Here is a 20,852-nt window from a genome sequence, read left to right as displayed (position 1 = left end):
CGCCATGGATCCGCAACTGCTCGACTATTACAACCGCGAGCTCGTCTACATGCGCGAGCTGGCCGGGGAATTCGCCAATCAGCACCCGAAGGTGGCGAGGCGCCTGGGCATGCATGGCACCGAGGTGGCCGACCCCTATGTGGAACGCCTGATCGAGGCGTTCTGCTTTCTGTCGGCGCGCACCCAGATCAAGCTCGATGCGGAGTTTCCGCGCTTTACGCAGCGGCTGCTGGAGGTGGTCTACCCGAACTACGTGGCGCCGACGCCGTCGATTGCTGTCGCACAGTTCCGCCCCAGCCGGATCGAGGGCGATTTTGCCCGTGGCGTGGAGGTGCCGCGCGGCGCGCAGGTCGATGCCGCGCCGGCGCCGGGCGAGAAGACGGCCTGCCAATTCAGGACCACGCAACCGCTAACGCTGTGGCCGCTCGAAATCACCGAAGCCCGGCTCACCGGCATTCCACCGGACATTCGCGGGCTGGAGCGCTATGTGCCTGCCCACCTGACGGTACAGGGAGCGCTGCGCCTACGCCTGCGCTGCACGCGCGATGCCACCTTCGATCAATTGCCCGGCCTGGACCAGCTGCCAGTCTATCTGTGCGGGGACGACCAAATCGCCTCGCACCTGTTCGAGCTCTTGCACAGCGCCGGCGTCGCCACGCTGATTGGACAACCCGGCGCCATGAGCGAACGCCCCTACGCTGTGACAGAGGATGCCGTCAGCTATGTGGGCATGGGTCCGGGCGAGGGTGCGCTGCCGTTGCCGTGGAACAACTTCTTTGGGCACAACCTGTTGCATGAGTATTTCGCGTGCCCGCAACGCTTCTACTTCTTCGGTCTCAACAAGCTGGCACAAGGGTTCGGCCAGATGCACGGCAAGGAAGCCGAGATCGTCGTGTTGCTGTCAACGCCGCCTGGCAATCTGATCAGCCAGGTCGACCGGGACCAGTTCGCGCTCTTTTGCACACCGGTGGTCAATCTGTTCCCGAAACGCACCGATCGCATCGAGATCACACCCGGCCGCACCGACTTCCATTTGGTCGCCGACCGACAGCATCCGCTCGACTACGAAATCTACGCCGTCAAGCAGCTCTCCGGGCAGAAGTCCCAGCACAGTGCCAGCATCGCCTTTCAGCCGCTCTTTGCCACGCTGAACAGTGACGAGGGCAATCACGGCCGCTACTTTTCCCTGCGGCGCGAGCGCCGGCTGATCTCGGAGCAGGCTCGCAAGTACGGCACTCGCACCGCATACGTCGGTACCGAACTGTTCGTGTCGCTGGTGGACCAGCACGAGGCCCCTTACCCGGACACCTTGCGCTACCTGTCGGTGGAGTCACTGGTCACCAATCGCGACTTGCCCAATCTGGTACCGCGCAATGGCCTGCACGACCTGACCCCGGCGGCATCCATCCCCGTGGACGGGATCGGCCTGATCCGCGCGCCGTCGGCACCTCGGCCACCTTATGCGGACGGCGAAATGGCCTGGCGGCTGATTCGGCTATTGGGCTTCAACTACCTGTCGCTGACCGACCTGGAACATCGCTCAGGCGGCCAGGGTCTGCGTGACATGCTGCGGCTTTTCGTGGCGAGCGACGATCTGGCGCACCAGGCGCAGATCCAGAGCCTGATCGGCTCGAAGGTGGAGCCGGTCATGCGACGGCTGCCGGGCAACGGCCCTTTGATCTACGGCCGTGGTATCCAGTGCCAGCTTACCGTGGACGAAGGCGGCTTCTCCGGCATCAGCCCATACCTGTTTGGCGTGGTGCTGGAGCATTTCCTGGCGCGTCACGTGTCGGTCAACGTCTTCACGCAGACCGAACTGCACTCGATGCAACGCGGCCTGGTGCATCGTTGGCCCGTGCGCATGGGCGGCCGTAGCGCCGTGTAGCCATGTTCAAAGGACACGACGACAATGCGCCGCCAGCGCTAACGGCCGCGGCGCCGCCGGGAAGCTACGCCGGCCAGGCGCCGTGGAAGCTGAGCTTTCTTGGGCTCCTGCGGCATCTGTCTGCCCGGCACCCTGACTTGCCCCCGATCGGGCAAGCCAGCCGGCCGCGCGACGAGCCATTCCGGGCTGGCCAGCAGGCCGCGCTCACCTTCGCGCCCCGCGAGATCGCTCAGGTGCAGCCGCTGCCTGGCCGGCTCAAGGTGCAGTTGTTTGGTCTGGGCATGCTGGGGCCGAATGGGGCACTGCCGATCCACCTGACGGAGATCGTACGGGAGCGCAGTGAAACACACCGGGACAGCACCACCGCCGATTTTCTGGATCTGTTCCACCATCGCGCTTTCACGCAGTTCTACCGTGCCTGGGCAGGCTCGCAAGCCGCAGCGGGCCTCGATCGGCGCGACGACGAGGTGTTCTCCCGCTATATCGGTTGGCTGACGGGCAACGAAGCCGAAGAGATCGCGCACAGTCCCCTGCCCCCGCACGCGCGGCTCGCCGCCGGTGCGCATCAGGTGCGCGAAGCACGCAATCCCGATGGCATTGCGGCCACGCTCTCGCACTTCTTCGGGGTGTCCGTCAGGCTGGAAGAATATGTGCTGCACTGGATCGCCATCGATCCGGCCGAACACAGCCGCCTGGGGCGGCCGGGCGCCCCAAGCGTCATGGGGCAAGGCGCCATGCTTGGCGAGATGGTACCGGACCGGCAGCACAAGTTCCGCCTGGTAATCGGTCCGCTCGGGCTGCAGCAGTACCTGAACTTTACGCCCAACGGCCGGGACCTTCCGACGCTCATTGAATGGGTGCGCGCCTTCGTCGGCTATGAATTCGTTTGGGAAGCCGAGCTGCAGGTGATCCCTGACTCTGCGCCACCTGCCATCCTGGGCTCACAGGAACGCCTGGGCTGGTCTACATGGCTGGGCGAACCGGATCGCAGCCGCGCCATCACCGGCATGGTGTTCGAGCCCGAACACTACGCGACACATTGACCATGAAAGCCAAAACCAAGCCCGTACCGGCGCCAAGACCTGAATTTCCCTTCCCGGAGCTGCTGGAACCGGTCTCTCCCGACAGGCCATGCGGCGATGACCTGGAGTACGACCCTGAATTCGTCATGCTTCTGGCCAAGGCCGCTCCGAGGGCGGACGCACAGTACGGCGACTTCGTCAGTGAGCCGGAAGCCTGCAACTGGGCCGAGCTGGAGCGCGACTGCCGGCGCCTGCTCTTGCGAACGCGCGACATCCGCATTTTGGTGCTGCTGCTGCGGTGCCGTATTCGGCTAGCCCAGACGGCCGGGCTGAGAGACGGCCTCGATGCGCTGGCGCAACTGCTGACGAAATGGCCGGATGCGATCCATCCGCAGTTGATGGTCGATGGCGAAGCCGATCCTGCCATGCGCGCCAACGCACTGGCCGCACTGGCCGACCCGGAAGGGCTGATGCGGGACGTGCGGGCGTTGACGATCACGGGCAATGCCGCGCTTCGGCTGCAGGTCCGGGACGTCGAGCGTTCGCTCGGTGTGCCACGGCCCGTGGACGCCCCGGCGCCGGAATCGGTGCGCCTGCAATTGCAGGATTTGCGCCAGCAGCACAGCCCCGCCCTCCTCGCAGTGGACGAAGCCGCAGGATATGCCGCTGCCATCGACGGCTGGGCGAAAGCCCACCTCCAGAACGACCGCCCTGACCTGAGCCCGCTGCTCAAGCTACTCGGCACGATGACGGGTAATGTCGCGGCCACCGCCGCACCGCGGCCCGATTTGAGCATCGCGGCCTCGACAGGCGACGGTGCCGCAGGTGGTCTTTCCCCTGTAGCGACCACCGAGCATGCAGGCGCCGACATGCCGCGGGACCGCGATGCCGCCTTGGCCGGCGTCCGCACCGCTCGTCAATGGTTCGAACTACATGAACCCAGCAGCCCCGTAGCGCTACTGCTCAGGCAAGCCGAGCGGCTGACTGGCAAGCGCTTCGATGAAGTGTTCCAGGCAATCCCCGCCGAGCTGGTGGAGCGCTGGGCGCAGGACAATTCGTGATCTTCCAAGCGTTCGGGGAGCGCATCGTCCCATGCATTTTTAAGTAAGCTCGGAGACACCAGAACGTATTGTCTCGAGCGACTGCCGCGGTCGCCGGCGTGGGTAGCGCCGCCATCGCTGGCGCGGGTCCGCCATCGAGACAAAAAAAGCCCCTGAATCCAGGGGCCATTTTTCAACGTCTTGTGCCGAAGCAACCGCTGAATCAACCAGCGAAGTTCTTGCTGGCGAAGTCCCAGTTCACGACGTTCCAGAATGCCTCGACATACTTCGGGCGGGCATTGCGGTAGTCGATGTAGTAAGCGTGTTCCCACACGTCGCAGGTCAGCAGCGGCTTGGCATCGGTGGTCAGCGGGGTAGCGGCGTTGGAGGTCGAGACCAGGTCCAGCGAACCGTCGGCCTTCTTCACCAGCCAGGCCCAGCCCGAGCCGAAGGTGCCGACCGCGGTCTTGGTGAATTCTTCCTTGAACTTGTCGAAGGAGCCGAACTTGGCGTTGATGGCATCCGCCAGCGCGCCGGTCGGTTGGCCGCCGCCGTTGGGCTTGAGCGAGTCCCAGTAGAAGGTGTGGTTCCACACCTGGGCAGCGTTGTTGAAGATCCCGCCGGAGGACTTCTTGACGATGTCTTCGAGCGTCGAGTTTTCGAACTCGGTGCCCTTGATCAGGTTGTTCAGGTTAGTGACGTAGGTCTGGTGATGCTTGTCGTGGTGGAACTCCAGGGTCTCCTTGGAGATGTGCGGAGCGAGCGCATCATGAGTGTAAGGCAGCGGGGGGAGAGTATGTTCCATTGTTCTGTCTCTTTCTGTGGGGTTGAAGATCAGGAATTGTCGATTGTAGGGGACTTGCCATACCCGCGCAAACGCGGCAGACAAAGCCCCTTCGACCATATTAGTTTGATCGATATGCAAGCGCTGTCGGCGGCCCGCCGACGCGCGCCGGGCTTAGAGTTCCGCCAGCCGGGGCTGGACGCTGGCGAGGCTGGCATCGGCCACGCCTTCGGCCAGGTGGACTTCGATCACGGCGCCCGCGCGCAGCTCCAACGGCGAGCGCAGGGCGTGTCCGCGCTGGTCCAGCAGCACCGCGTAGCCGCGCTCCAGGGTGCGCTGCGGCGCCAGCACCTCGAGCGTGCCGGCGGCGCGCTGCCAGCGCTGCCCGGCGCGCTCAACCTGGCGCTGCGAGGCGTCGCGCAGGCGCAGCGCGGTGCGGCGCAACTCGGCCTGGGCCTGGGCCAGGTCGGGACGGCCGGCAGCCCAGCGCATGGCCAGCACCTGCTGGCGGTGCCGTTGGCCGGCCACGGTATCGCGCAACGCGGCGCGCAGGTGACGCATGAGGTTGTCGACCTGCAGGCGGCGCTCCTGCAGCTGCGCTTGCGGGCTGCGCAGGCGGCGCGCCAGCCAGTCAAGGTTCTGGGCGCGCCGGTCGAGCTGGCGCTGCATGCACTGGGCCAGCGCGTCGCGCGCGCGGCTGGCTTGCAGCAGCATATGGCTGCGGTCCGGGCTGACCAGCTCGGCGGCGCCGGTGGGCGTGGGCGCGCGCACGTCGGCGACGAAGTCGGCGATGGTGAAATCGGTCTCGTGGCCCACGCCGGAAACCACCGGCACGGCGCAGCGCGCAATGGCCTGCGCCACACTCTCCTCATTGAACGACCACAGGTCCTCGATGCTGCCGCCGCCGCGGCACAGGATCAGCACATCGCATTCGTTGCGCTCGCTGGCGGTGTCGATCATGGCGGCGATCTTCGCCGAGGCGCCGGCGCCCTGTACCGGCACCGGGTAAACCACGACGGGCACATGCGGCGCGCGCCGGCGCAGGGTGCTGATCACGTCGCGCAAGGCCGCCGCCTGCAGCGAGGTGATCACGCCGATGGTGCGGGCGTGAACCGGCAGCGGCCGCTTGCGCTCCGGCGCGAACAGCCCGGCCTGCGAGAGCTTTTCCTTCAGGCGCAGGAATGCCTCGTACAGATTGCCAAGGCCGGCGCGGCGCATGCCTTCCACGCCCAGTTGCAACTCGCCGCGCGCCTCATACATGGATACGAGCGCCCGTACCTCGACCGCCTCGCCCTCGCGCGGCGTGAAGTCGACATGCTGGTTGCGCCCGCGGAACATCACGCAGCGAATCTGGGCGCGCGCGTCCTTGAGCGAGAAATACCAGTGGCCGCTGGCGGCGCGTGTGAAATTTGAGATTTCGCCCCGGACCCAGGTCAGCGGGAAACTACGTTCCAGTACCTGGGCGATCGCGTGGTTCAGCTCTCCGACGGGAATCGCCTCACGCGCCCCGGGAGGGGCCATCGGCTGGGTTTCACGCGAAAAGTTCAACGGTTCTGACATGGCGCACGGCCGGGCAAGCGGCGTGGAATTGACATGTCCACAGCATAACTGGTCTGTCAAGTCTCTTGGAGTGGGGGAGGCAATAACCCCGCAAAGCCGCGTGACTTGACACAAGCCTTTGATTCTTATGCGCTTTCAGCTGTCTTATTTTTTAGGCAATGTAAGCAAACCCCTTATGCGTCAAACACTTACCGGCTGCACCCCAGGCTTGTTCACAAAGTTATCCACAGGAACTCTGGACAACCTTGGATAGAACGCGCTGCCTGTGGAAAACTATTTCCTGCCCGCCGGAGGTGCTCATCCGGCGGGCAAAAGAGATCGCGAGGCCTCCTTAGCATGGCATGGCAGGGCGATGTCCCGAGCCTGAGCACGGGGACTGGAAAACACCGTGCAAATGGCTATTGCCCATTTTTTAATCAGCATGTATGAAACGCTGTTCAATCAATGACTTAAGTGGCTTCTCAGATAGTTTTCCACAACCCGTCCACAAGACTGTCCCGGCGGAATGTGGAAAGTGAGAGACATGCCGGGATTTTTTCCTTCACGGGGCGTTGGAGGCCCTCGAGAAGCCCATCTGGCGTGCCCTGCACATTATTTAGGCACTATGTATACTCACCTTTCCAATCAATGACTTAGCCTTCTTTTCAGGCGTCTGTCCACAAACGGTCCACAGCACTGTCCTGTTTTAATGTGGATAGAGCGGACCCCGGTTTTGCGCGGTTCGCGCGTGCCCGAAGGATGCCTGCGCCACTCGCCGCCTGCCCGCTTTTTAGGCGACTCACAATTTTTCCTTATCAATCAGTGACTTGACCGCCTTGTCAGCCCTCTGTCCACAATTCATCCACAGCGCTGTCCCTGTTCCATGTGGACATCCCGGCAGTCGCCGCCTCCAGCGCCTCGCGCGCACGATGCGCGGCAGACACACCGCGATGCTGCGTCTTGCCCCGCCCGGTGCTGCGGGTTAGAGTGGCGCCTGATTTTTTCGAACATTTTCGAACATAGCCAGCGCGCGCACGGCCGCGGCGCCTGGCATGAGCACACAAGCCGTTGACTCGGGGTTCCACGTGTTTTCCATCATTCAAGCTGCCGGCTGGCCGATCTGGCCGTTGTTGCTCGCCTCGGTCATCGCCCTGGCGCTGATCGTCGAGCGTTTCCTCAGCCTGAAGCGCAGCAAGGTGCTGCCGCCCAAGCTCTACGACGAAGCCCTGTCGGTGGCGCACCAGCGCCGCGCCACGCCGGAGGTGGTCAACACGCTGGAGCAGAACTCCCCGCTGGGCCGCGTGCTGGCCGCTGGCCTGCGCCATGTGGTGCTGCAGCCGCATACATCCCGCGATGCCGCCAAGGAAGTGGTCGAGGAAGCCGGGCGCGCCGTGGCGCACGAGCTGGAGCGCTACCTGAATGCACTGGGCACGATCGCCTCGGTAGCGCCGCTGATGGGCCTCCTGGGCACCGTGATCGGCATGATCGAGATCTTCGGCAGCCAGGGTGGCGCCGGCGCCAGCCCCGAGCAGCTGGCACATGGCATCTCGGTGGCGCTCTATAACACCGCCTTCGGCCTGATCATCGCGATTCCGGCACTGATCTTCTGGCGCTACTTCCGCCGGCGCGTGGACGACTACGTGGCCGAGCTGGAATTCCGCGCCACCGCCTTCCTGGACGCCATCCTGCCGCAGCGCCGCGCCTGATACGCCATGCACTTCCGATCCCGCCAGCGGCGTGAAGAACCGGAGATCAACCTCATCCCGTTGATCGACGTCCTGCTCGTGATCCTGATCTTCCTGATGATCACGACCACGTACTCGCGCTATACCGAGCTGCAGATCCAGCTGCCGACCGCCGACGCCGAAAAGGCGCAGCAGCGCCCCGGCGAGATCGTGGTATCCGTATCCGCCAAGGGCGTCTATTCGATCAACAAGCAGGTCATGGACCAGCAGGACGTGACCAGCCTGGCCCAGCGCCTGCGCGAGGTAGCCGGCCCGGCCGATGGCCAGCCGCCCGTGCTGATCGTCAATGCGGATGCGCAAGCCACGCATCAGTCCGTGATCAACGTCATGGAAGCCGCCCGCCTGGCCGGGCTGCCCCGCCTGACCTTCGCCACGCAGAGCTCGCAGGCGCGCTGAGCGGCCCGGCGCGGGGACGCAATCCCGCGCTTGCGAGCCGCACCTTGCGGCGGGCGCCGCAAGGTGCCCATAATGACTGGGTGGCTCGCCTGCGCTGCCCCGCGATGACGCAATGACGCAATGACGCAATGAAGCGATCGTGCCGGCGTGCCGTGCTACCGTCCCCGGCCCCACCCCTGCCCTTTTCAACGCAGCATTACCGCCCAGCCCTGCCTACCACGCCCATGCCCGCTCCCCGCAACGCCCTTGCCGACTTCGTGACCGCCCAGTGGCAGCGCCGCGGCTGGTTCGCCTGGCTGATGCTGCCGCTGTCGTGGGTGTTCGGCCTGGTCAGCGGCTGGCGGCGCCTGGCATACCGGCGCGGCTGGTACCACTCGACGCGCTTGCCGATGCCGGTGGTGGTGGTCGGCAACGTGACCGTGGGCGGCACCGGCAAAACCCCCGCGGTGATCGCGCTGGCCCATGCACTGGCGGAGTCCGGCCTGCGCCCGGGCGTGGTCTCGCGCGGTTACGGCGTCAAGCTCAAGCATCCGCGCCGGGTCAAGCCCACCTCGCAGGCCAAGGACGTGGGCGACGAGCCGCTCTTGATCGCGCGCGCCACCGACGTGCCGGTCTGGGTCTTCCCCGACCGGGCGCTGTGCGCGCAGACCATGCTGGTCTCGCATCCCGGCGTCAACGTGCTGCTGCTCGACGATGGCCTGCAGCACTACAAGCTGCAACGCGACTTCGAGATCGTGATGTTCGATTCGCGCATGGGCGGCAACGGCCTGCTGCTGCCGGCGGGCCCGCTGCGCGAATCGCTCTCGCGGCATCGCGACGCCACCCTGATCAACGACCCGGACTTCCGCCCCAGCCCGGGCCAGCCGGATGTCTACGGCATGCGCCTGGTGCTGGACGACGCCTGGCAACTGGCCGACCCGACCATGGCCAAGCCGCTGTCGGCGTTTGCCGGGCAGCGCGTGCTGGCCGCCGCCGGCATCGGCAACCCCGAGCGCTTCTTCGCCAGCCTGCGCGCAGCCGGCCTCGCGCCGCAGACCATGCCCCTGCCGGACCACTACGACTTCGCCGAAAACCCGTTCGCCGGCGACCCTGCCGCGCAAGCGGCCGATGCGATCCTGATCACCGAGAAGGATGCCGTAAAATGCGAGCGCCTCAGTGACCCGCTGGACCCGCGGATCTGGGTCGTCCCCACCACGCCCGTGATCGACGCGGGCCTGATCGAAAAAATTCGCCGCGCCGTCGCCGCGCATGCCCAGGCCGCTCCCACAGCGCCGGGCGCCGCGACCGCCGCCGGCCACACCAAGGAAACGCAAGATGGACAACCGGCTGCTTGAAATCCTGGTCTGCCCGCTGTGCAAGAGCAAGCTGGAACATGACCGCGCCGCCCAGGAACTGATCTGCCAGGTCGACAAACTGGCCTATCCGATCCGCGATGGCATTCCCATCATGCTGGCCGATGAGGCGCGCCAGACCGTGCCGGGCCGGCTGGTCTCGCCGGAATAAGCGGCTCGCACCATGTCGCTGCCCGCTTTTACCGTCGTCATTCCGGCGCGCCTGGCCTCCACCCGGCTGCCCAACAAGCCGCTGGCCGATATCGGCGGCAAGCCCATGATCGTGCGCGTGGCCGAGCGCGCCCATGCCTCGTCGGCGCAGCGCACGGTGGTCGCCACCGACGCGCCCGAAGTGGCGGCAGCCTGCGCGGCGCATGGCATCGAAGCCGTGATCACGCGTGCCGACCACCCCTCGGGCACCGACCGCCTGGCCGAAGTGGCCACATTGCTGGGCCTGCCGGACGACGCCATCGTGGTCAATGTGCAGGGCGATGAGCCGCTGATCGAGCCCAGCCTGATCGACGAAGTGGCGCTGCACCTGGCGCACCATGCCGATTGCGCCATCGCCACCGCCGCGCATCCGATCAGCGAGATTGCCGAGGTGTTCAACCCCAATGTGGTGAAAGTCGTGTGCGATGCCGCCGGCCGCGCGCTGTATTTCTCCCGCGCGCCGATCCCCTGGGCCCGCGACGCCTGGGCCGGCGTGCCGGCCGCGGCGGCAGCCAATGCCCAGGTGGCCTTGCCAGCCATGCCGGTATTGCGCCACATTGGCCTGTATGCTTACCGCGCCGGATTCCTGCGGCGCTTTCCCACGCTGGCGCTGTCGCCGGTGGAGCAGACGGAAGCCCTGGAGCAGCTGCGTGCGATGTGGCATGGCGAGCGCATCGGCGTGCTGGAAACAGCAGCAGTGCCCGCGCCGGGCGTCGACACGCAGGCCGACCTGGATCGTGTGCGTGCGCTGTGGGCGCAGGCCATGGCACAGGAAGGCCCCTGAGCGCACTTGGCGATGGCCGCCGGCTGCGGTGGTCGTCGCATGACTTACGACATAAGTCATGACAGATGTCACCGTAGCGGCAAGCCGATTTCGCGCCGCATCATGGCATAATGCTTGACGATACAGAGCCGTCGGGCGCCCGGGCGCCCGGCCAAGGCTCGGTGGGGAGATGAAAAGTGAGCCCGATCGGTACCAGCCCGCCGCCAGCGGCAGAGGCGTCAGCGTGCCGGCCGTCAACAGACCAGACTCCGACCTGAGGCGCGCCGTCCCGACGGCGTTGGTAAGCCTCGCGTCAAGTTTCGGCGTTACCCTCCTTCCATTCCCCCTGCCATACAAGATTTAAAACTCTGAGGACCCGTAATGCGTTTGATCCTGTTGGGCGCGCCTGGCGCCGGCAAAGGCACGCAAGCCCAGTTCATCTGCGAGAAGTTCGGCATCCCCCAAATCTCCACTGGCGACATGCTGCGCGCCGCGGTGAAGGCTGGCACGCCGCTAGGCGTGGCCGCCAAGAAGGTGATGGACGCAGGTGGCCTGGTGTCGGATGACATCATCATCGGCCTGGTCAAGGACCGCCTGCAGGCGGCCGATTGCAAGGACGGCTATCTGTTCGATGGCTTCCCGCGCACCATTCCGCAGGCCGAGGCCATGAAGGAAGCAGGCGTGGCGATCGACTACGTGCTGGAAATCGACGTGCCGTTCGATGCCATCATCGAGCGCATGAGCGGGCGCCGCGTGCACGTGGCATCGGGCCGCACCTATCACGTCAAGTACAACCCGCCCAAGGTGGAAGGCGTGGACGACACCACCGGCGAGGCGCTGATCCAGCGCGACGACGACAAGGAAGAGACCGTCAAGAAGCGCCTCGACGTCTACTCCCAACAGACCCGTCCGCTGGTGGATTACTACTCCAAGTGGGCCGCCAATGGCGACGCCGCCGCCAAGGTGGCACCGCCGCAGTACCGCAAGATCGCGGGCGTTGGCAGCGTGGAAGATATCACTTCGCGTGTGTTCGAAGCACTGAAGTAAGCCGCGCGCATCCGGCGCTGCAGGTGAAAAAGGCGACCCTCGGGTCGCCTTTTTTATTGCCGCCGCCATCCGCGGAGATTGCATCGCCGAATTGACGCTGAATTGACGTTTACGTAAACGTTATGCCAACATGCCGTATCTGCAGCGCCAGAAAACCAAAAGACCACACATCCAAGCGAGGAAGACAACGATGGAAATCCGCGACAACGTATTTATCGTCACCGGCGGCGCCTCCGGGCTCGGCGAGGGCAGCGCCCGCATGCTCGCCGCCGCAGGCGGCAAGGTTGTGATCGCCGACCTCAACGAAGCCGCCGGCACCGCGCTGGCCGCCGAGCTGGGCGGGAAGTTCGTGCGCTGCGACGTCAGCAGCGAAGCCGACGGGCAGGCCACCGTGGCGGCCGCCACCGCGCTGGGCCGCCTGGCAGGCCTGGTCAATTGCGCCGGCATCGCCACCGCCAACAAGACGGTGGGCAAGAACGGCCCGCACCCGCTCGACGCCTTTGACAAGACCATCCGCGTCAACCTGATCGGCACCTTCAACATGATCCGGCTGGCTGCCGCAGCCATGGTGCAGAACACACCCGACGCGGAAGGCGAGCGTGGCGTGATCGTCAATACGGCATCGGTGGCGGCCTTCGACGGCCAGATCGGGCAGGCCGCCTACGCGGCCTCCAAGGGTGGCGTGGTCGCCATGACGCTGGCCATCGCGCGCGACCTGTCGCGCGACGGCGTGCGCTGCATGACGATTGCGCCGGGGCTGTTCGAGACGCCGATGCTGCTGGGCATGCCGCAGGAGGTGCAGGACGCGCTGGGCAAAATGGTGCCGTTCCCGCCGCGCCTGGGCCGCCCGGCCGAGTATGCGAAGCTGGTGGGATCCATCATTGCCAACCCCATGCTCAACGGCGAAGTGATCCGGCTCGACGGCGCCATCCGCATGCAGCCGAAGTAACGCCGTCCCGGCCGTTGCCGGCCGCCCTTCACGCCGGCATCAGCATCACCAGCGTCAGGCCCGGCGCGGCGGCCGGCACCAGCGTGAGCTGCTCGAAATGCAGCAGCCCGCGCAACGGATGCCGAAAGCCGCGCCGCCCGCCCTGCCGCTCTTCGACATCCTGCGAGAGCCAGTCGGCGCGGAACACCGGGCTCTGGGCAATCAGCCCCTCCACCAGCGCGCGCATCGGCGGATCGTCGGCATGGCGGATGCTGTGCGCGCGAAACTCCGACACCAGCCGTGCCGCCCGGTGCGGCCAGTCCTCCACCAATGCCTGCAAACCCGGCGACAAGAACATGCTGCGCAGCAGGTTGCGGTCTTCGCTGGCGGGATCGAGCCAGCCCACGAACAGGTCGGCGGCGGCGGCATTCCAAGCCAGCGCGCTCCATTGCCGGTCCAGCAGATAGGCCGGGCCGTTGATGGCTTCCACGCTGGCGAGGACGGCTGCGGGCGCGTGTTCGTCCTGCGCCTGCATAGGGTCGCGCCGGCCAGCCAGCTCGAACAGGTAGGCCCGTTCCGCGCGCGACAGCCGCAGCGCGCCAGCCAGGCTGGCCAGCGCGCGGGCCGACAGCGCCACCGGCCTGCCCTGCTCCAGCCACGTCACCCAGGTAGCGCTCAGGCCCGCGAGCTGCGCCAGCTCCTCGCGCCGCAAGCCCGGCGTGCGCCGCCGCCGGCCGGGGGCCAGGCCAACTTCGGCCGGGGCCAAGCGCTCGCGGTGCGCCCGCAGGAAGCGGCCCAGCACGGCTTCGCGCGTGAGTTCGTGTGGCTTGGCGGGATCGGTTGGCGCGTATTCTGTCATGGAGGGCTGAGCAGGCGATGCAGGTAGCCAGGCAAAAGCTGGTGCGTTTTATACCAGGATAAAACCCTGACTTGTACCGGGAAAACAGGCTGCTACAGTACGTCGAACCCGCTACGCGAGCAAGTCCCCGCGTCACTCATCCCCCGGTCCCCGGTCACCAGAACCCACCAGCGGCCATTGCCGCCAGGAGAGCCTCATGCAACAACAAGAACTCGTTGCCGCCCAGTTCGGCGCCACCGCCAGCGCCTACCTCACCAGCGCGGTCCACGCCCAGGGCGCGGACTTGCAGCAGCTTGCACAGGAACTGGCGGCGCTGCCGGCGGCGCGGGTGCTCGACCTGGGTTGCGGCGCGGGCCACGCCAGCTTTGCCGCAGCGGGGGTTGCGGAGCAAGTGACGGCTTACGATCTGTCGGCGGAAATGCTGGCGGTAGTGGAAGGCGCGGCGCGCGACAAGGGGCTGGCGAATATCCGCACCCGCCAGGGCGCCGCGGAATCGCTGCCCTTCGACGACGCCAGCTTCGACGCGGTGATCTCGCGCATGAGCGCGCACCACTGGCGCAACGTGCCGGCGGCGCTGGCGGAAATGCACCGGGTGCTCAAGCCGGGCGGCAAGGTCGTGCTGATCGATATCGCCGGCTCGGACGACCCGCTGCCCGACACCTGGCTGCAATCGGTGGAGTTGCTGCGCGACCCGTCGCATATCCGCGACTACACCGGTACCGAGTGGAAAGCGATGCTGGAGGCTGCGGGCTTCACGGCCAGCGTGTCGCCCGCCTGGCACATCGAGCTGGAGTTCGCCACCTGGGTACAGCGCATGCGCACGCCGCCCGTGGCGGTGGCCGCCATCCAGCACCTGTGGCAACTGGCGCCGGCGGAAGTACGCGACCACTACCTGGTCAAGGCCGACGGCAGCTTTGCGCTGGAAGCGGTGATGGTCACGGCAACGCGCAGTTAAGCGGTTAAGCAGTTAAGCAGCTAAGCTGGGCGAGCGCGCGTCACTGCGGCATGGCCGGCTCGGCCGGCAATGGCAGGCTCTGCACCATTTGCCACACGGCGGCGGCCGAGGGCGATAAGGAGCGGTCTTCCCGGCAGACCATGACGATGCGCCGCTCCTCGCGCGGCGTGAGCGGCCGCCAGACCAGAGGGGATGCCGCGGGCAACGGCAGCGAGAACGAGGGCAGGACCGAAGCGCCGATGCCGGCCTCGACCATGCCGAACACGCTGGCCGAATGCCCCAGTTCCTGCACCACGCTGGGCGCCACGCCATGGCTGGCGAAAATGCGGTCGATCAAGGGCCGGCTGCCCGAGGCAAAATCCAGCAGCACCAGCGGCATGCCGTCCAGCGCGGACCACGGCACCGAGTCGGCATTGGCCAGCGGGTGATCACGCCGGCACACGAAGCAAAACGGATCGGTCGCCAGCGGCGCGATGGTCAAGCCTTCAGGCGCCAAAGGATCGATCAACACGCCAAAGTCCACGGCCCCCGCGCGGATCTGCTCAAGGCCATCGGCCTGCACGTTGTCGCGCACGCTGAGGCGAATATCCGGATACTGGCGCGCGCAAGTCGACACATACAGCGGCATCAGCCGCGCGGATATCGTGGGTGCACTGGCAATCACAACGCGGCCACGATAGCGCTCGCCAAGCTGGCGCGTTTCTTCCAGCGTATCGTCCAGCTGGCCAAGCAGGCGCTCGATTGCAGGCGCCAGGGCCTGCCCCGCGTCGGTCACCACCACCTCCCGCGTGGTGCGGTCGAGCAAGCGCACGCCAAGTGCCTCTTCCAGCTCGGCAACGCCCCGGCTGACCGCGGGCTGCGTCAGGCCAACAGCATCCGCGGCACGGCTGAAACTGCCATGCCCGACCACAGCGAGGAAGACCCGCAACTGGCGCAATGTGTAATTCATGCGTCTATGAGATGAATGGATGCGATAAATGAATTTGCATTCTAGGCGTCACTGACGTCCAATACTAGGCGAAACCCTAATCCAACCTTGCCGTCATGTCCGCCATCCTCTCACCCTTCAAGAAAATCTACGACCTGATCGACGGGTTCGTGCTCATCATGCTGAGCGCCATCGGCATCGCGCTGCTGGCCCCGCAAATCGGCGCCGGCGATGGCCCGCTGCACCTGGGCATGGTCACAAACCTGGGCGTGGCCCTGGTGTTCTTCCTGCACGGCGCCGCGCTGTCGCGCGACAAGCTGGTGGCCGGCGCGCGCCACTGGCGCCTGCATGCCTTCGTGCAGAGCTTCACCTACATCGTCTTCCCGGTGGTCGGGCTGGCGTTGATGTTCGGCCTGCGCAACATGCTGCCCGCCGAGCTGCTGCTGGGCGTGTTCTACCTGTGCGCGTTGCCGTCCACCGTGTCGTCGTCCGTGGCGATGACCTCGATGGCGCGCGGCAACGTGCCCGGCGCGATCTTCAATGCCACCATCTCGGGCCTGATCGGCATGGCCGTCACGCCACTGCTGATGGGGCTGGTGATCAGCGCCAGCGGCGCCTCGATGCCGCTGGGCAAGGCGCTGACCGGCGTGGCGCTGCAACTGCTGCTGCCGTTCGCGCTCGGCCAGCTGGCCCGCCCGCTGATCGGCAGCTGGCTGGCCAAGAAGAAGCAGATCACCAACAAGATCGACCGCGGCGTGATCGTGCTGATCGTGTACTCGTCGTTCTGCGACGCCACCGCCGCCGGCCTGTGGCACAAGTACAGCTGGGAAACCATCGGTGCCGTGATGGCGCTCGCCGCCGTGCTGCTGGTGGTGATCCTGGCCACCACCACCTTCACCGCGCGCCGCCTCGGCTTCTCGGTGGAAGACGAGATCACCGCGGTGTTCTGCGGCTCCAAGAAGAGCCTGGCCAACGGCATCCCGATGGCCAAGATCCTGTTTGCCGGCCACCCGGCGCTGGGCCTGCTGGTGCTGCCGCTGATGGTCTACCACCAGTTGCAACTGATCGTGTGCTCGGTGATTGCCTCGCGTTACGCCAGCCGCGACGCGCTGCCCGACGGGGCGACCGCCCGCGCCTGAGTGTCAGCGCGTCAGCGCGCTGCATGGCAAACGGCCGGCAACGATGTTGCCGGCCGTTTTGTTTTCAGGCGCCGTCTCTTACACCGACGGATTCTTCGCCAGCGGCGGATTGCGCGCGAAGTAGTTCTTGATGCCACGCAGGATGGCGTTGGCCAGTTGCTCCTGGTGGCTCTCGTCGTTGAGCTTGCGCTCTTCCTCGGGATTGCTGATGAAAGCGGTCTCGACCAGGATCGACGGGATGTCCGGCGCCTTCAGCACGGCAAAGCCCGCCTGCTCCACGCTGCCCTTGTGCAGCCGGTTGACGCCGCCGATCTCCGCCAGCACGGCCTTGCCCACCTGCAAGCTGTCGTTGATCTGCGCGGTAGTGGACAAGTCCAGCAGCACCCGCGCCACCTGGGCATCCTTGTTGCCCATGTTGGCGCCGCCGATCAGGTCGGAGGCGTTCTCCTTGTTGGCCATCCAGCGCGCCGCGGTGCTGGACGCGCCGCGCTCCGACAAGGCGAACACCGAGGCGCCCTTGGCTTCCGGCGAGAGGAAGGCATCGGCATGGATGGACACGAACAGGTCGGCCTGCACCCGGCGCGCCTTCTGCACGCGTACGTTGAGCGGCACGAAGAAGTCCGCGTCGCGCGTCATCATGGCGCGCATATTGGGCTGGGAATCGATCTTGGCGCGCAGCCGCTGCGCGATCTGCAGCACCACGTCTTTCTCGCGCGAGCCGGACGCGCCGGTGGCGCCGGGATCCTCGCCGCCATGGCCGGGATCGATCGCGACGGTCAGCAGGCGGCGCATCTTGAAGGAACGGTCCGCCGGTGGGTTGTTGGCAGGCAGGGCCGCAGGCGGGTTGTTCTGTGCCAGCGGCGGTGCCGATGGTGAGGATGGCGCGGGCGGCCTGGGCTTGACGGCTGCCATCGGCGGCAGGGCTGGCACCGGGTTGGCGCCCTTGTCCTCGAACTTGCGCACCAGTGCGCCAATGGCGTCTTCCTCGCCGGAGGCAGGCGCGCCGGACACGCCGTCCGCGCCGGCCGGGGGCTGCGTGGCGGCAAACCTGCGCTGCTTGTCCTCGGTGTCGCGCACCAGCGTCCACAACGGATCCGGCGGGTTGACGGGGTACAGGTCAAACACCAGGCGGTTGCGGTAGCTGCCGATCGGCGCCAGCGTGAACACCTGCGGCGAGACGTTTTCCTTCAGGTCGAACACCAGCCGCACCACGCGCGGCCGGTTCTGGCCCACGCGCACGGTCTGGATATAGGGATCGTTGGAGGTGATCTTGGCCACCAGCTCGCGCAGGGTGGGCGAGAGATCGAGGCCATCGATGTCCACCACCAGCCGGTCGGGGCCGTGGATCATCTGGTGGACGGCGGCTAGCGGCTCATCGGATTCGATGGTGACGCGGGTGTATTCCTCGGCGGGCCAGACCCGCACCGCGACGATGCCGGCGCCAAAGGCGATCTGCGGCCCGGCCAGCGTGAGCACCACGCTGCCGGCGCCGGCCTTGAGGCACTGCGCCAGCCATTTGCGGCGGGCCAGCTGGATATCGTCGGGTCGGTCGGTGGCGAGTCGCTTGATCAGCATGCGCAAAGCAGGATAAGTCCAGTCTGAGTATAGGCACGAAGCGTGACGATACGGCGTTCGGCCGCGTCGTCGGCATCGCTGATGTCCGATTGGAGCAACAAGTGAAGGTCCGGTTCCCCAAGCAAACGCCCGGCTTTCTCCGGCCACTCCACCAGGCTCACGGCCGGTTCGGCAAAACAATCACGAAAACCGGCATCGGCCCACTCCTCCGGATCGGCGAAGCGGTACAGGTCAAAGTGGTAGGCGGTCAGCGGCGAGCCATCGGCGCGCGTGACCGAATACGGCTCGCACAATGTGTAGGTGGGGCTGCGCACCTTGCCCGCGTGGCCTAGCGCACGCAGGATGGCGCGCGACAGCGTGGTCTTGCCGGCGCCAAGGTCACCCGAGAGCTGCAGGTGCACGGTCTGGGGCGGCAGCTTGCGCACGGCCTCGGCCAGCGCCGCGCCCAGCCGGGCGGTGGCCGCTTCGTCGGGCAGATTGAGTGTGCGTTCTTGGAGCAGGGGCATTGCGTACAATTCGGGAATGATCGACCGAGCAGCCCAGGCGCCAACCGCCTCGCCCCCTCCTGCCAGCAGCGCCGCCCACGGGGCAGCGCCTGGCCTTGCGCCGCCCCTGGCTTCGTCCGTTGTGCATGCAGGCACGGACGCCGCCGGGCTGGAGGCGCTGGTGGGCTCGATCCGGGCCTGGGGCACGGAGCTCGGCTTCGATGCGATCAGCATTGCCGACGTGGATCTGAGCCGGGCTGAAGCAGGATTGTTGGCGTGGCTGGCGCAGGGCTACCACGGCGACATGGATTATATGGCGAACCACGGCTTGCGGCGCGCCCGTCCCGCCGAACTCGTGCCCGGCACGGTGCGCGCCATCGTGGCACGCATGCCGTACCTGCCCGCCGCGAGCCCGCACGACTGGCGCGCCCATGAACTTGCCCGGCTCGACGACCCCGCCACCGCCGTGGTCTCGCTTTACGCGCGGGGCCGCGATTATCACAAAGTGCTGCGCAACCGGCTGCAGCAGCTCGCCAGCCGCATAGAAGCCGCCATCGGCCCGTTCGGCTATCGCGTCTTCACCGACTCGGCGCCGGTGATGGAGGTGGCGCTGGCCGCCCAGGGCGGGCTGGGCTGGCGCGGCAAGCACACGCTGCTGCTCGACCGCGATGGCGGCTCGATGTTCTTCCTTGGCGAAATCCTGGTCGATGTGCCCTTCCCCGCCGACGCGCCGGAATCTGGCCACTGCGGCCATTGCCGCCGCTGCATCGATATCTGCCCGACCCAGGCCATCCTGGAGCCCTACCGGATCGACGCGCGCCGCTGCATCTCCTACCTGACCATCGAGCACAAGGGCGCCATCCCCGAGGCACTGCGCGCGCCGATGGGCAACCGCGTGTATGGCTGCGACGACTGCCAGCTGGCTTGCCCGTGGAACAAGTTCGCCCACCGCGCCACGCTGCCGGACTTCGACGTGCGCAATGGCTTCGACGCGCCCGACATGGCCGAGCTGTTCGGGTGGACGGAGGCGGAATTCAACCAGCGGCTGGAAGGCAGCCCGATCCGCCGCATCGGCCATGAACGCTGGCTGCGCAACCTGGCGGTGGGGCTGGGCAACAGCCTGCGCGCGGCCTTCGCCAGCGGCGACACGGCGCTGTGCGCGCGCATCCGCGCGGCGCTCGTCGCGCGCCAGGCCGAGGCCAGCCCGCTGGTGCGCGAGCATATCGACTGGGCGCTGGCCCAAGCGCCCGCTAACTGACGAGCTAACTGACGGGCTAACTGACGAGAGACAGCCAGAACGGTGTGGTGACGATGGCCGCCACGGTCATGACCGAGATCGTCGCCGCTACCATCGGGCCGTTGCCGCCCATGCGCACGGCCAGGATGTAGGCGCTCGACGCGGTCGGCAGCGAGGCGAACAGCACCGCGATCTGCGACTGCAGCTCGGTCAGCGGCAGCAGGCGCCCCACCGCCCAGGCAAAGCAGGGCATGGCCACCAGCTTGACGCCGCTCCACCACGCCACCGGCCCGATCGCCCCCGTCACCCCGCTCATCTGCAGGCCCGCGCCGACCGTCATCAGCCCCAGCGCGGTGGACGCGGAGCCCAGCCGGGCCAGCGTCATGCCCACCACCTCCGGCGGGTGCAGGCCCGCCAGGTTGGTCAGCAAGCCTCCCGCGGTGGCCAGGATCAGCGGGTTGCGTGCCAGCTCGCGCCAAAGGCGGGTCTCGCCGTGACGGGCCAGCGCCCATACCGCGGCCACATTGCACAGCGGCACCGTGCAGCCGACGATCACCGCCATCATGGCCAGGCCCTCGCTACCGCCCAGGCGCGCGGCCAACGCCAGCCCGATATAGGAATTGAAGCGGAATGCGGTCTGCAGGCCGGAAGCGAAATCGAGCGGCGCCAGCCGCATTGCCCATTTGACGGCGTAGCCGCCAACCATGCCAAAGGCGGTGGTCAACAGCGCCAGGCCGAGCATGGCCGATGTGGAGGAAAAATCGAACCTGGCGCTGTTGGTGGACTGCAACAGCAGCGCGGGGAAGAGCACGAAATACACCAGGCGCTCCACCCCAGCCCAGAATGCGCGGTCGAACGGGGAATAGCGCACCAGCAGCCAGCCGATCAGGATCAGGCTGAAATCCGGCACCAACAGGAGAGCAGAAGACATCGGTGGTTTTAGTTATTGTGATGGCCGCCGCGCACGCCAAGTGCAGCCTAGGG

At 66.6% G+C, this 20,852-nt stretch carries 20 protein-coding genes; 13 read left to right on the top strand and 7 right to left on the bottom strand.

The window, feature by feature from the left end; genetic code table 11:
* The first annotated feature begins 4 nt into the window (after window positions 1-4).
* The 3 genes from tssF to ACX12D_RS03640 are packed head-to-tail and all read left to right on the top strand — an operon-like array spanning window position 5 to window position 3,968.
* Window positions 5-1,885: a type VI secretion system baseplate subunit TssF gene (gene tssF, locus ACX12D_RS03650; RefSeq protein ID WP_459372961.1), complete on the top strand. Its 1,881-nt coding sequence runs from the start codon at window positions 5-7 to the stop codon at window positions 1,883-1,885.
* Window positions 1,886-1,887: 2 nt separating this feature from the next.
* Window positions 1,888-2,928: a type VI secretion system baseplate subunit TssG gene (gene tssG / locus ACX12D_RS03645; RefSeq protein WP_459372960.1), complete on the top strand. Its 1,041-nt coding sequence runs from the start codon at window positions 1,888-1,890 to the stop codon at window positions 2,926-2,928.
* Window positions 2,929-2,930: 2 nt separating this feature from the next.
* Window positions 2,931-3,968 (top strand): type VI secretion system protein TssA, encoded by a 1,038-nt coding sequence (locus ACX12D_RS03640; protein WP_459372959.1) that lies wholly within the window; start codon window positions 2,931-2,933, stop codon window positions 3,966-3,968.
* Window positions 3,969-4,170: 202 nt separating this feature from the next.
* On the opposite strand, the gene sodB is transcribed toward ACX12D_RS03640, so the two are convergent.
* Both sodB and xseA read right to left on the bottom strand, forming a co-directional pair.
* Complete coding sequence (gene sodB, locus ACX12D_RS03635) at window positions 4,171-4,752, bottom strand: superoxide dismutase [Fe] (RefSeq protein WP_459372958.1); 582 nt, start codon at window positions 4,750-4,752, stop codon at window positions 4,171-4,173.
* Window positions 4,753-4,905: 153 nt separating this feature from the next.
* The gene (gene xseA, locus ACX12D_RS03630) at window positions 4,906-6,291 is read right to left on the bottom strand and encodes an exodeoxyribonuclease VII large subunit (RefSeq protein WP_459372957.1); all 1,386 of its coding nucleotides are present in this window, start codon (window positions 6,289-6,291) and stop codon (window positions 4,906-4,908) included.
* Between the two features lie 1,064 nt (window positions 6,292-7,355).
* Between xseA and ACX12D_RS03625 the strand changes: the two genes are divergently transcribed.
* The 7 genes from ACX12D_RS03625 (at window position 7,356) to ACX12D_RS03595 (ending at window position 12,711) form a co-directional block, all read left to right on the top strand.
* On the top strand, window positions 7,356-7,976 hold the full coding sequence (locus ACX12D_RS03625; protein ID WP_006157938.1) for a MotA/TolQ/ExbB proton channel family protein: 621 nt from the start codon (window positions 7,356-7,358) through the stop codon (window positions 7,974-7,976).
* Window positions 7,977-7,982: 6 nt separating this feature from the next.
* Complete coding sequence (locus ACX12D_RS03620) at window positions 7,983-8,411, top strand: ExbD/TolR family protein (protein ID WP_043344052.1); 429 nt, start codon at window positions 7,983-7,985, stop codon at window positions 8,409-8,411.
* Between the two features lie 224 nt (window positions 8,412-8,635).
* Window positions 8,636-9,745 carry a tetraacyldisaccharide 4'-kinase gene (gene lpxK, locus ACX12D_RS03615; protein WP_441639597.1) on the top strand — a complete coding sequence of 370 codons (1,110 nt, stop codon included), beginning with the start codon at window positions 8,636-8,638 and terminating at the stop codon, window positions 9,743-9,745.
* Window positions 9,726-9,914, top strand: a complete 189-nt coding sequence (locus ACX12D_RS03610; protein ID WP_043344047.1) for a Trm112 family protein — start codon at window positions 9,726-9,728, stop codon at window positions 9,912-9,914. Before lpxK ends, ACX12D_RS03610 begins: the two co-directional genes overlap by 20 nt.
* A gap of 12 nt (window positions 9,915-9,926) precedes the next feature.
* Complete coding sequence (gene kdsB / locus ACX12D_RS03605) at window positions 9,927-10,736, top strand: 3-deoxy-manno-octulosonate cytidylyltransferase (protein WP_441639595.1); 810 nt, start codon at window positions 9,927-9,929, stop codon at window positions 10,734-10,736.
* Between the two features lie 360 nt (window positions 10,737-11,096).
* Window positions 11,097-11,762: an adenylate kinase gene (gene adk / locus ACX12D_RS03600; protein ID WP_043344041.1), complete on the top strand. Its 666-nt coding sequence runs from the start codon at window positions 11,097-11,099 to the stop codon at window positions 11,760-11,762.
* A gap of 190 nt (window positions 11,763-11,952) precedes the next feature.
* Window positions 11,953-12,711 carry a 3-hydroxyacyl-CoA dehydrogenase gene (locus tag ACX12D_RS03595; protein ID WP_459372956.1) on the top strand — a complete coding sequence of 253 codons (759 nt, stop codon included), beginning with the start codon at window positions 11,953-11,955 and terminating at the stop codon, window positions 12,709-12,711.
* Between the two features lie 28 nt (window positions 12,712-12,739).
* Here ACX12D_RS03595 and ACX12D_RS03590 read toward each other — a convergent pair whose 3' ends face one another.
* Window positions 12,740-13,549, bottom strand: coding sequence for a helix-turn-helix transcriptional regulator (locus tag ACX12D_RS03590; protein ID WP_441639592.1), 810 nt, complete (start codon window positions 13,547-13,549; stop codon window positions 12,740-12,742).
* Window positions 13,550-13,745: 196 nt separating this feature from the next.
* Between ACX12D_RS03590 and ACX12D_RS03585 the strand changes: the two genes are divergently transcribed.
* Window positions 13,746-14,504 (top strand): class I SAM-dependent methyltransferase, encoded by a 759-nt coding sequence (locus tag ACX12D_RS03585; RefSeq protein ID WP_459372955.1) that lies wholly within the window; start codon window positions 13,746-13,748, stop codon window positions 14,502-14,504.
* 40 nt (window positions 14,505-14,544) lie between these two features.
* Here ACX12D_RS03585 and ACX12D_RS03580 read toward each other — a convergent pair whose 3' ends face one another.
* Window positions 14,545-15,453 carry a LysR family transcriptional regulator gene (locus ACX12D_RS03580; RefSeq protein WP_441639590.1) on the bottom strand — a complete coding sequence of 303 codons (909 nt, stop codon included), beginning with the start codon at window positions 15,451-15,453 and terminating at the stop codon, window positions 14,545-14,547.
* Between the two features lie 95 nt (window positions 15,454-15,548).
* Between ACX12D_RS03580 and ACX12D_RS03575 the strand changes: the two genes are divergently transcribed.
* Window positions 15,549-16,571 (top strand): bile acid:sodium symporter family protein, encoded by a 1,023-nt coding sequence (locus ACX12D_RS03575; protein WP_043344030.1) that lies wholly within the window; start codon window positions 15,549-15,551, stop codon window positions 16,569-16,571.
* Between the two features lie 78 nt (window positions 16,572-16,649).
* Here ACX12D_RS03575 and ACX12D_RS03570 read toward each other — a convergent pair whose 3' ends face one another.
* Complete coding sequence (locus ACX12D_RS03570; protein ID WP_459372953.1) at window positions 16,650-18,146, bottom strand: N-acetylmuramoyl-L-alanine amidase; 1,497 nt, start codon at window positions 18,144-18,146, stop codon at window positions 16,650-16,652.
* Window positions 18,140-18,652: a tRNA (adenosine(37)-N6)-threonylcarbamoyltransferase complex ATPase subunit type 1 TsaE gene (tsaE, locus tag ACX12D_RS03565; protein WP_441639587.1), complete on the bottom strand. Its 513-nt coding sequence runs from the start codon at window positions 18,650-18,652 to the stop codon at window positions 18,140-18,142. Before tsaE ends, ACX12D_RS03570 begins: the two co-directional genes overlap by 7 nt.
* Before the next feature lie 16 nt (window positions 18,653-18,668).
* Between tsaE and queG the strand changes: the two genes are divergently transcribed.
* Window positions 18,669-19,889, top strand: a complete 1,221-nt coding sequence (gene queG, locus ACX12D_RS03560; protein ID WP_459372952.1) for a tRNA epoxyqueuosine(34) reductase QueG — start codon at window positions 18,669-18,671, stop codon at window positions 19,887-19,889.
* A 16-nt stretch (window positions 19,890-19,905) separates the two neighbouring features.
* Here queG and ACX12D_RS03555 read toward each other — a convergent pair whose 3' ends face one another.
* The gene (locus ACX12D_RS03555) at window positions 19,906-20,799 is read right to left on the bottom strand and encodes an AEC family transporter (protein WP_459372951.1); all 894 of its coding nucleotides are present in this window, start codon (window positions 20,797-20,799) and stop codon (window positions 19,906-19,908) included.
* Window positions 20,800-20,852 lie beyond the last annotated feature (53 nt).

The organism is Cupriavidus sp. PET2-C1 (assembly GCF_054515855.1).
Note: the sequence above shows the minus strand (reverse complement) of the source record. Positions and strands in the feature narration are given on the sequence as shown.

Excerpts from the sequence above, each read along its gene's own strand:
- queG (WP_459372952.1), top strand. The coding sequence starts at position 18,669 with ATGATCGACCGAGCAGCCCAGGCGCCAACCGCCTCGCCCCCTCCTGCC.
- ACX12D_RS03640 (WP_459372959.1), top strand. The coding sequence starts at position 2,931 with ATGAAAGCCAAAACCAAGCCCGTACCGGCGCCAAGACCTGAATTTCCC.
- adk (WP_043344041.1), top strand. The coding sequence starts at position 11,097 with ATGCGTTTGATCCTGTTGGGCGCGCCTGGCGCCGGCAAAGGCACGCAA.
- ACX12D_RS03575 (WP_043344030.1), top strand. The coding sequence starts at position 15,549 with ATGTCCGCCATCCTCTCACCCTTCAAGAAAATCTACGACCTGATCGAC.
- tssF (WP_459372961.1), top strand. The coding sequence starts at position 5 with ATGGATCCGCAACTGCTCGACTATTACAACCGCGAGCTCGTCTACATG.
- ACX12D_RS03610 (WP_043344047.1), top strand. The coding sequence starts at position 9,726 with ATGGACAACCGGCTGCTTGAAATCCTGGTCTGCCCGCTGTGCAAGAGC.
- xseA (WP_459372957.1), bottom strand. The coding sequence starts at position 6,291 with ATGTCAGAACCGTTGAACTTTTCGCGTGAAACCCAGCCGATGGCCCCT.
- tsaE (WP_441639587.1), bottom strand. The coding sequence starts at position 18,652 with ATGCCCCTGCTCCAAGAACGCACACTCAATCTGCCCGACGAAGCGGCC.
- ACX12D_RS03555 (WP_459372951.1), bottom strand. The coding sequence starts at position 20,799 with ATGTCTTCTGCTCTCCTGTTGGTGCCGGATTTCAGCCTGATCCTGATC.
- sodB (WP_459372958.1), bottom strand. The coding sequence starts at position 4,752 with ATGGAACATACTCTCCCCCCGCTGCCTTACACTCATGATGCGCTCGCT.
- ACX12D_RS03590 (WP_441639592.1), bottom strand. The coding sequence starts at position 13,549 with ATGACAGAATACGCGCCAACCGATCCCGCCAAGCCACACGAACTCACG.
- ACX12D_RS03585 (WP_459372955.1), top strand. The coding sequence starts at position 13,746 with ATGCAACAACAAGAACTCGTTGCCGCCCAGTTCGGCGCCACCGCCAGC.
- ACX12D_RS03580 (WP_441639590.1), bottom strand. The coding sequence starts at position 15,453 with ATGAATTACACATTGCGCCAGTTGCGGGTCTTCCTCGCTGTGGTCGGG.
- ACX12D_RS03570 (WP_459372953.1), bottom strand. The coding sequence starts at position 18,146 with ATGCTGATCAAGCGACTCGCCACCGACCGACCCGACGATATCCAGCTG.
- ACX12D_RS03595 (WP_459372956.1), top strand. The coding sequence starts at position 11,953 with ATGGAAATCCGCGACAACGTATTTATCGTCACCGGCGGCGCCTCCGGG.
- lpxK (WP_441639597.1), top strand. The coding sequence starts at position 8,636 with ATGCCCGCTCCCCGCAACGCCCTTGCCGACTTCGTGACCGCCCAGTGG.
- kdsB (WP_441639595.1), top strand. The coding sequence starts at position 9,927 with ATGTCGCTGCCCGCTTTTACCGTCGTCATTCCGGCGCGCCTGGCCTCC.
- tssG (WP_459372960.1), top strand. The coding sequence starts at position 1,888 with ATGTTCAAAGGACACGACGACAATGCGCCGCCAGCGCTAACGGCCGCG.
- ACX12D_RS03620 (WP_043344052.1), top strand. The coding sequence starts at position 7,983 with ATGCACTTCCGATCCCGCCAGCGGCGTGAAGAACCGGAGATCAACCTC.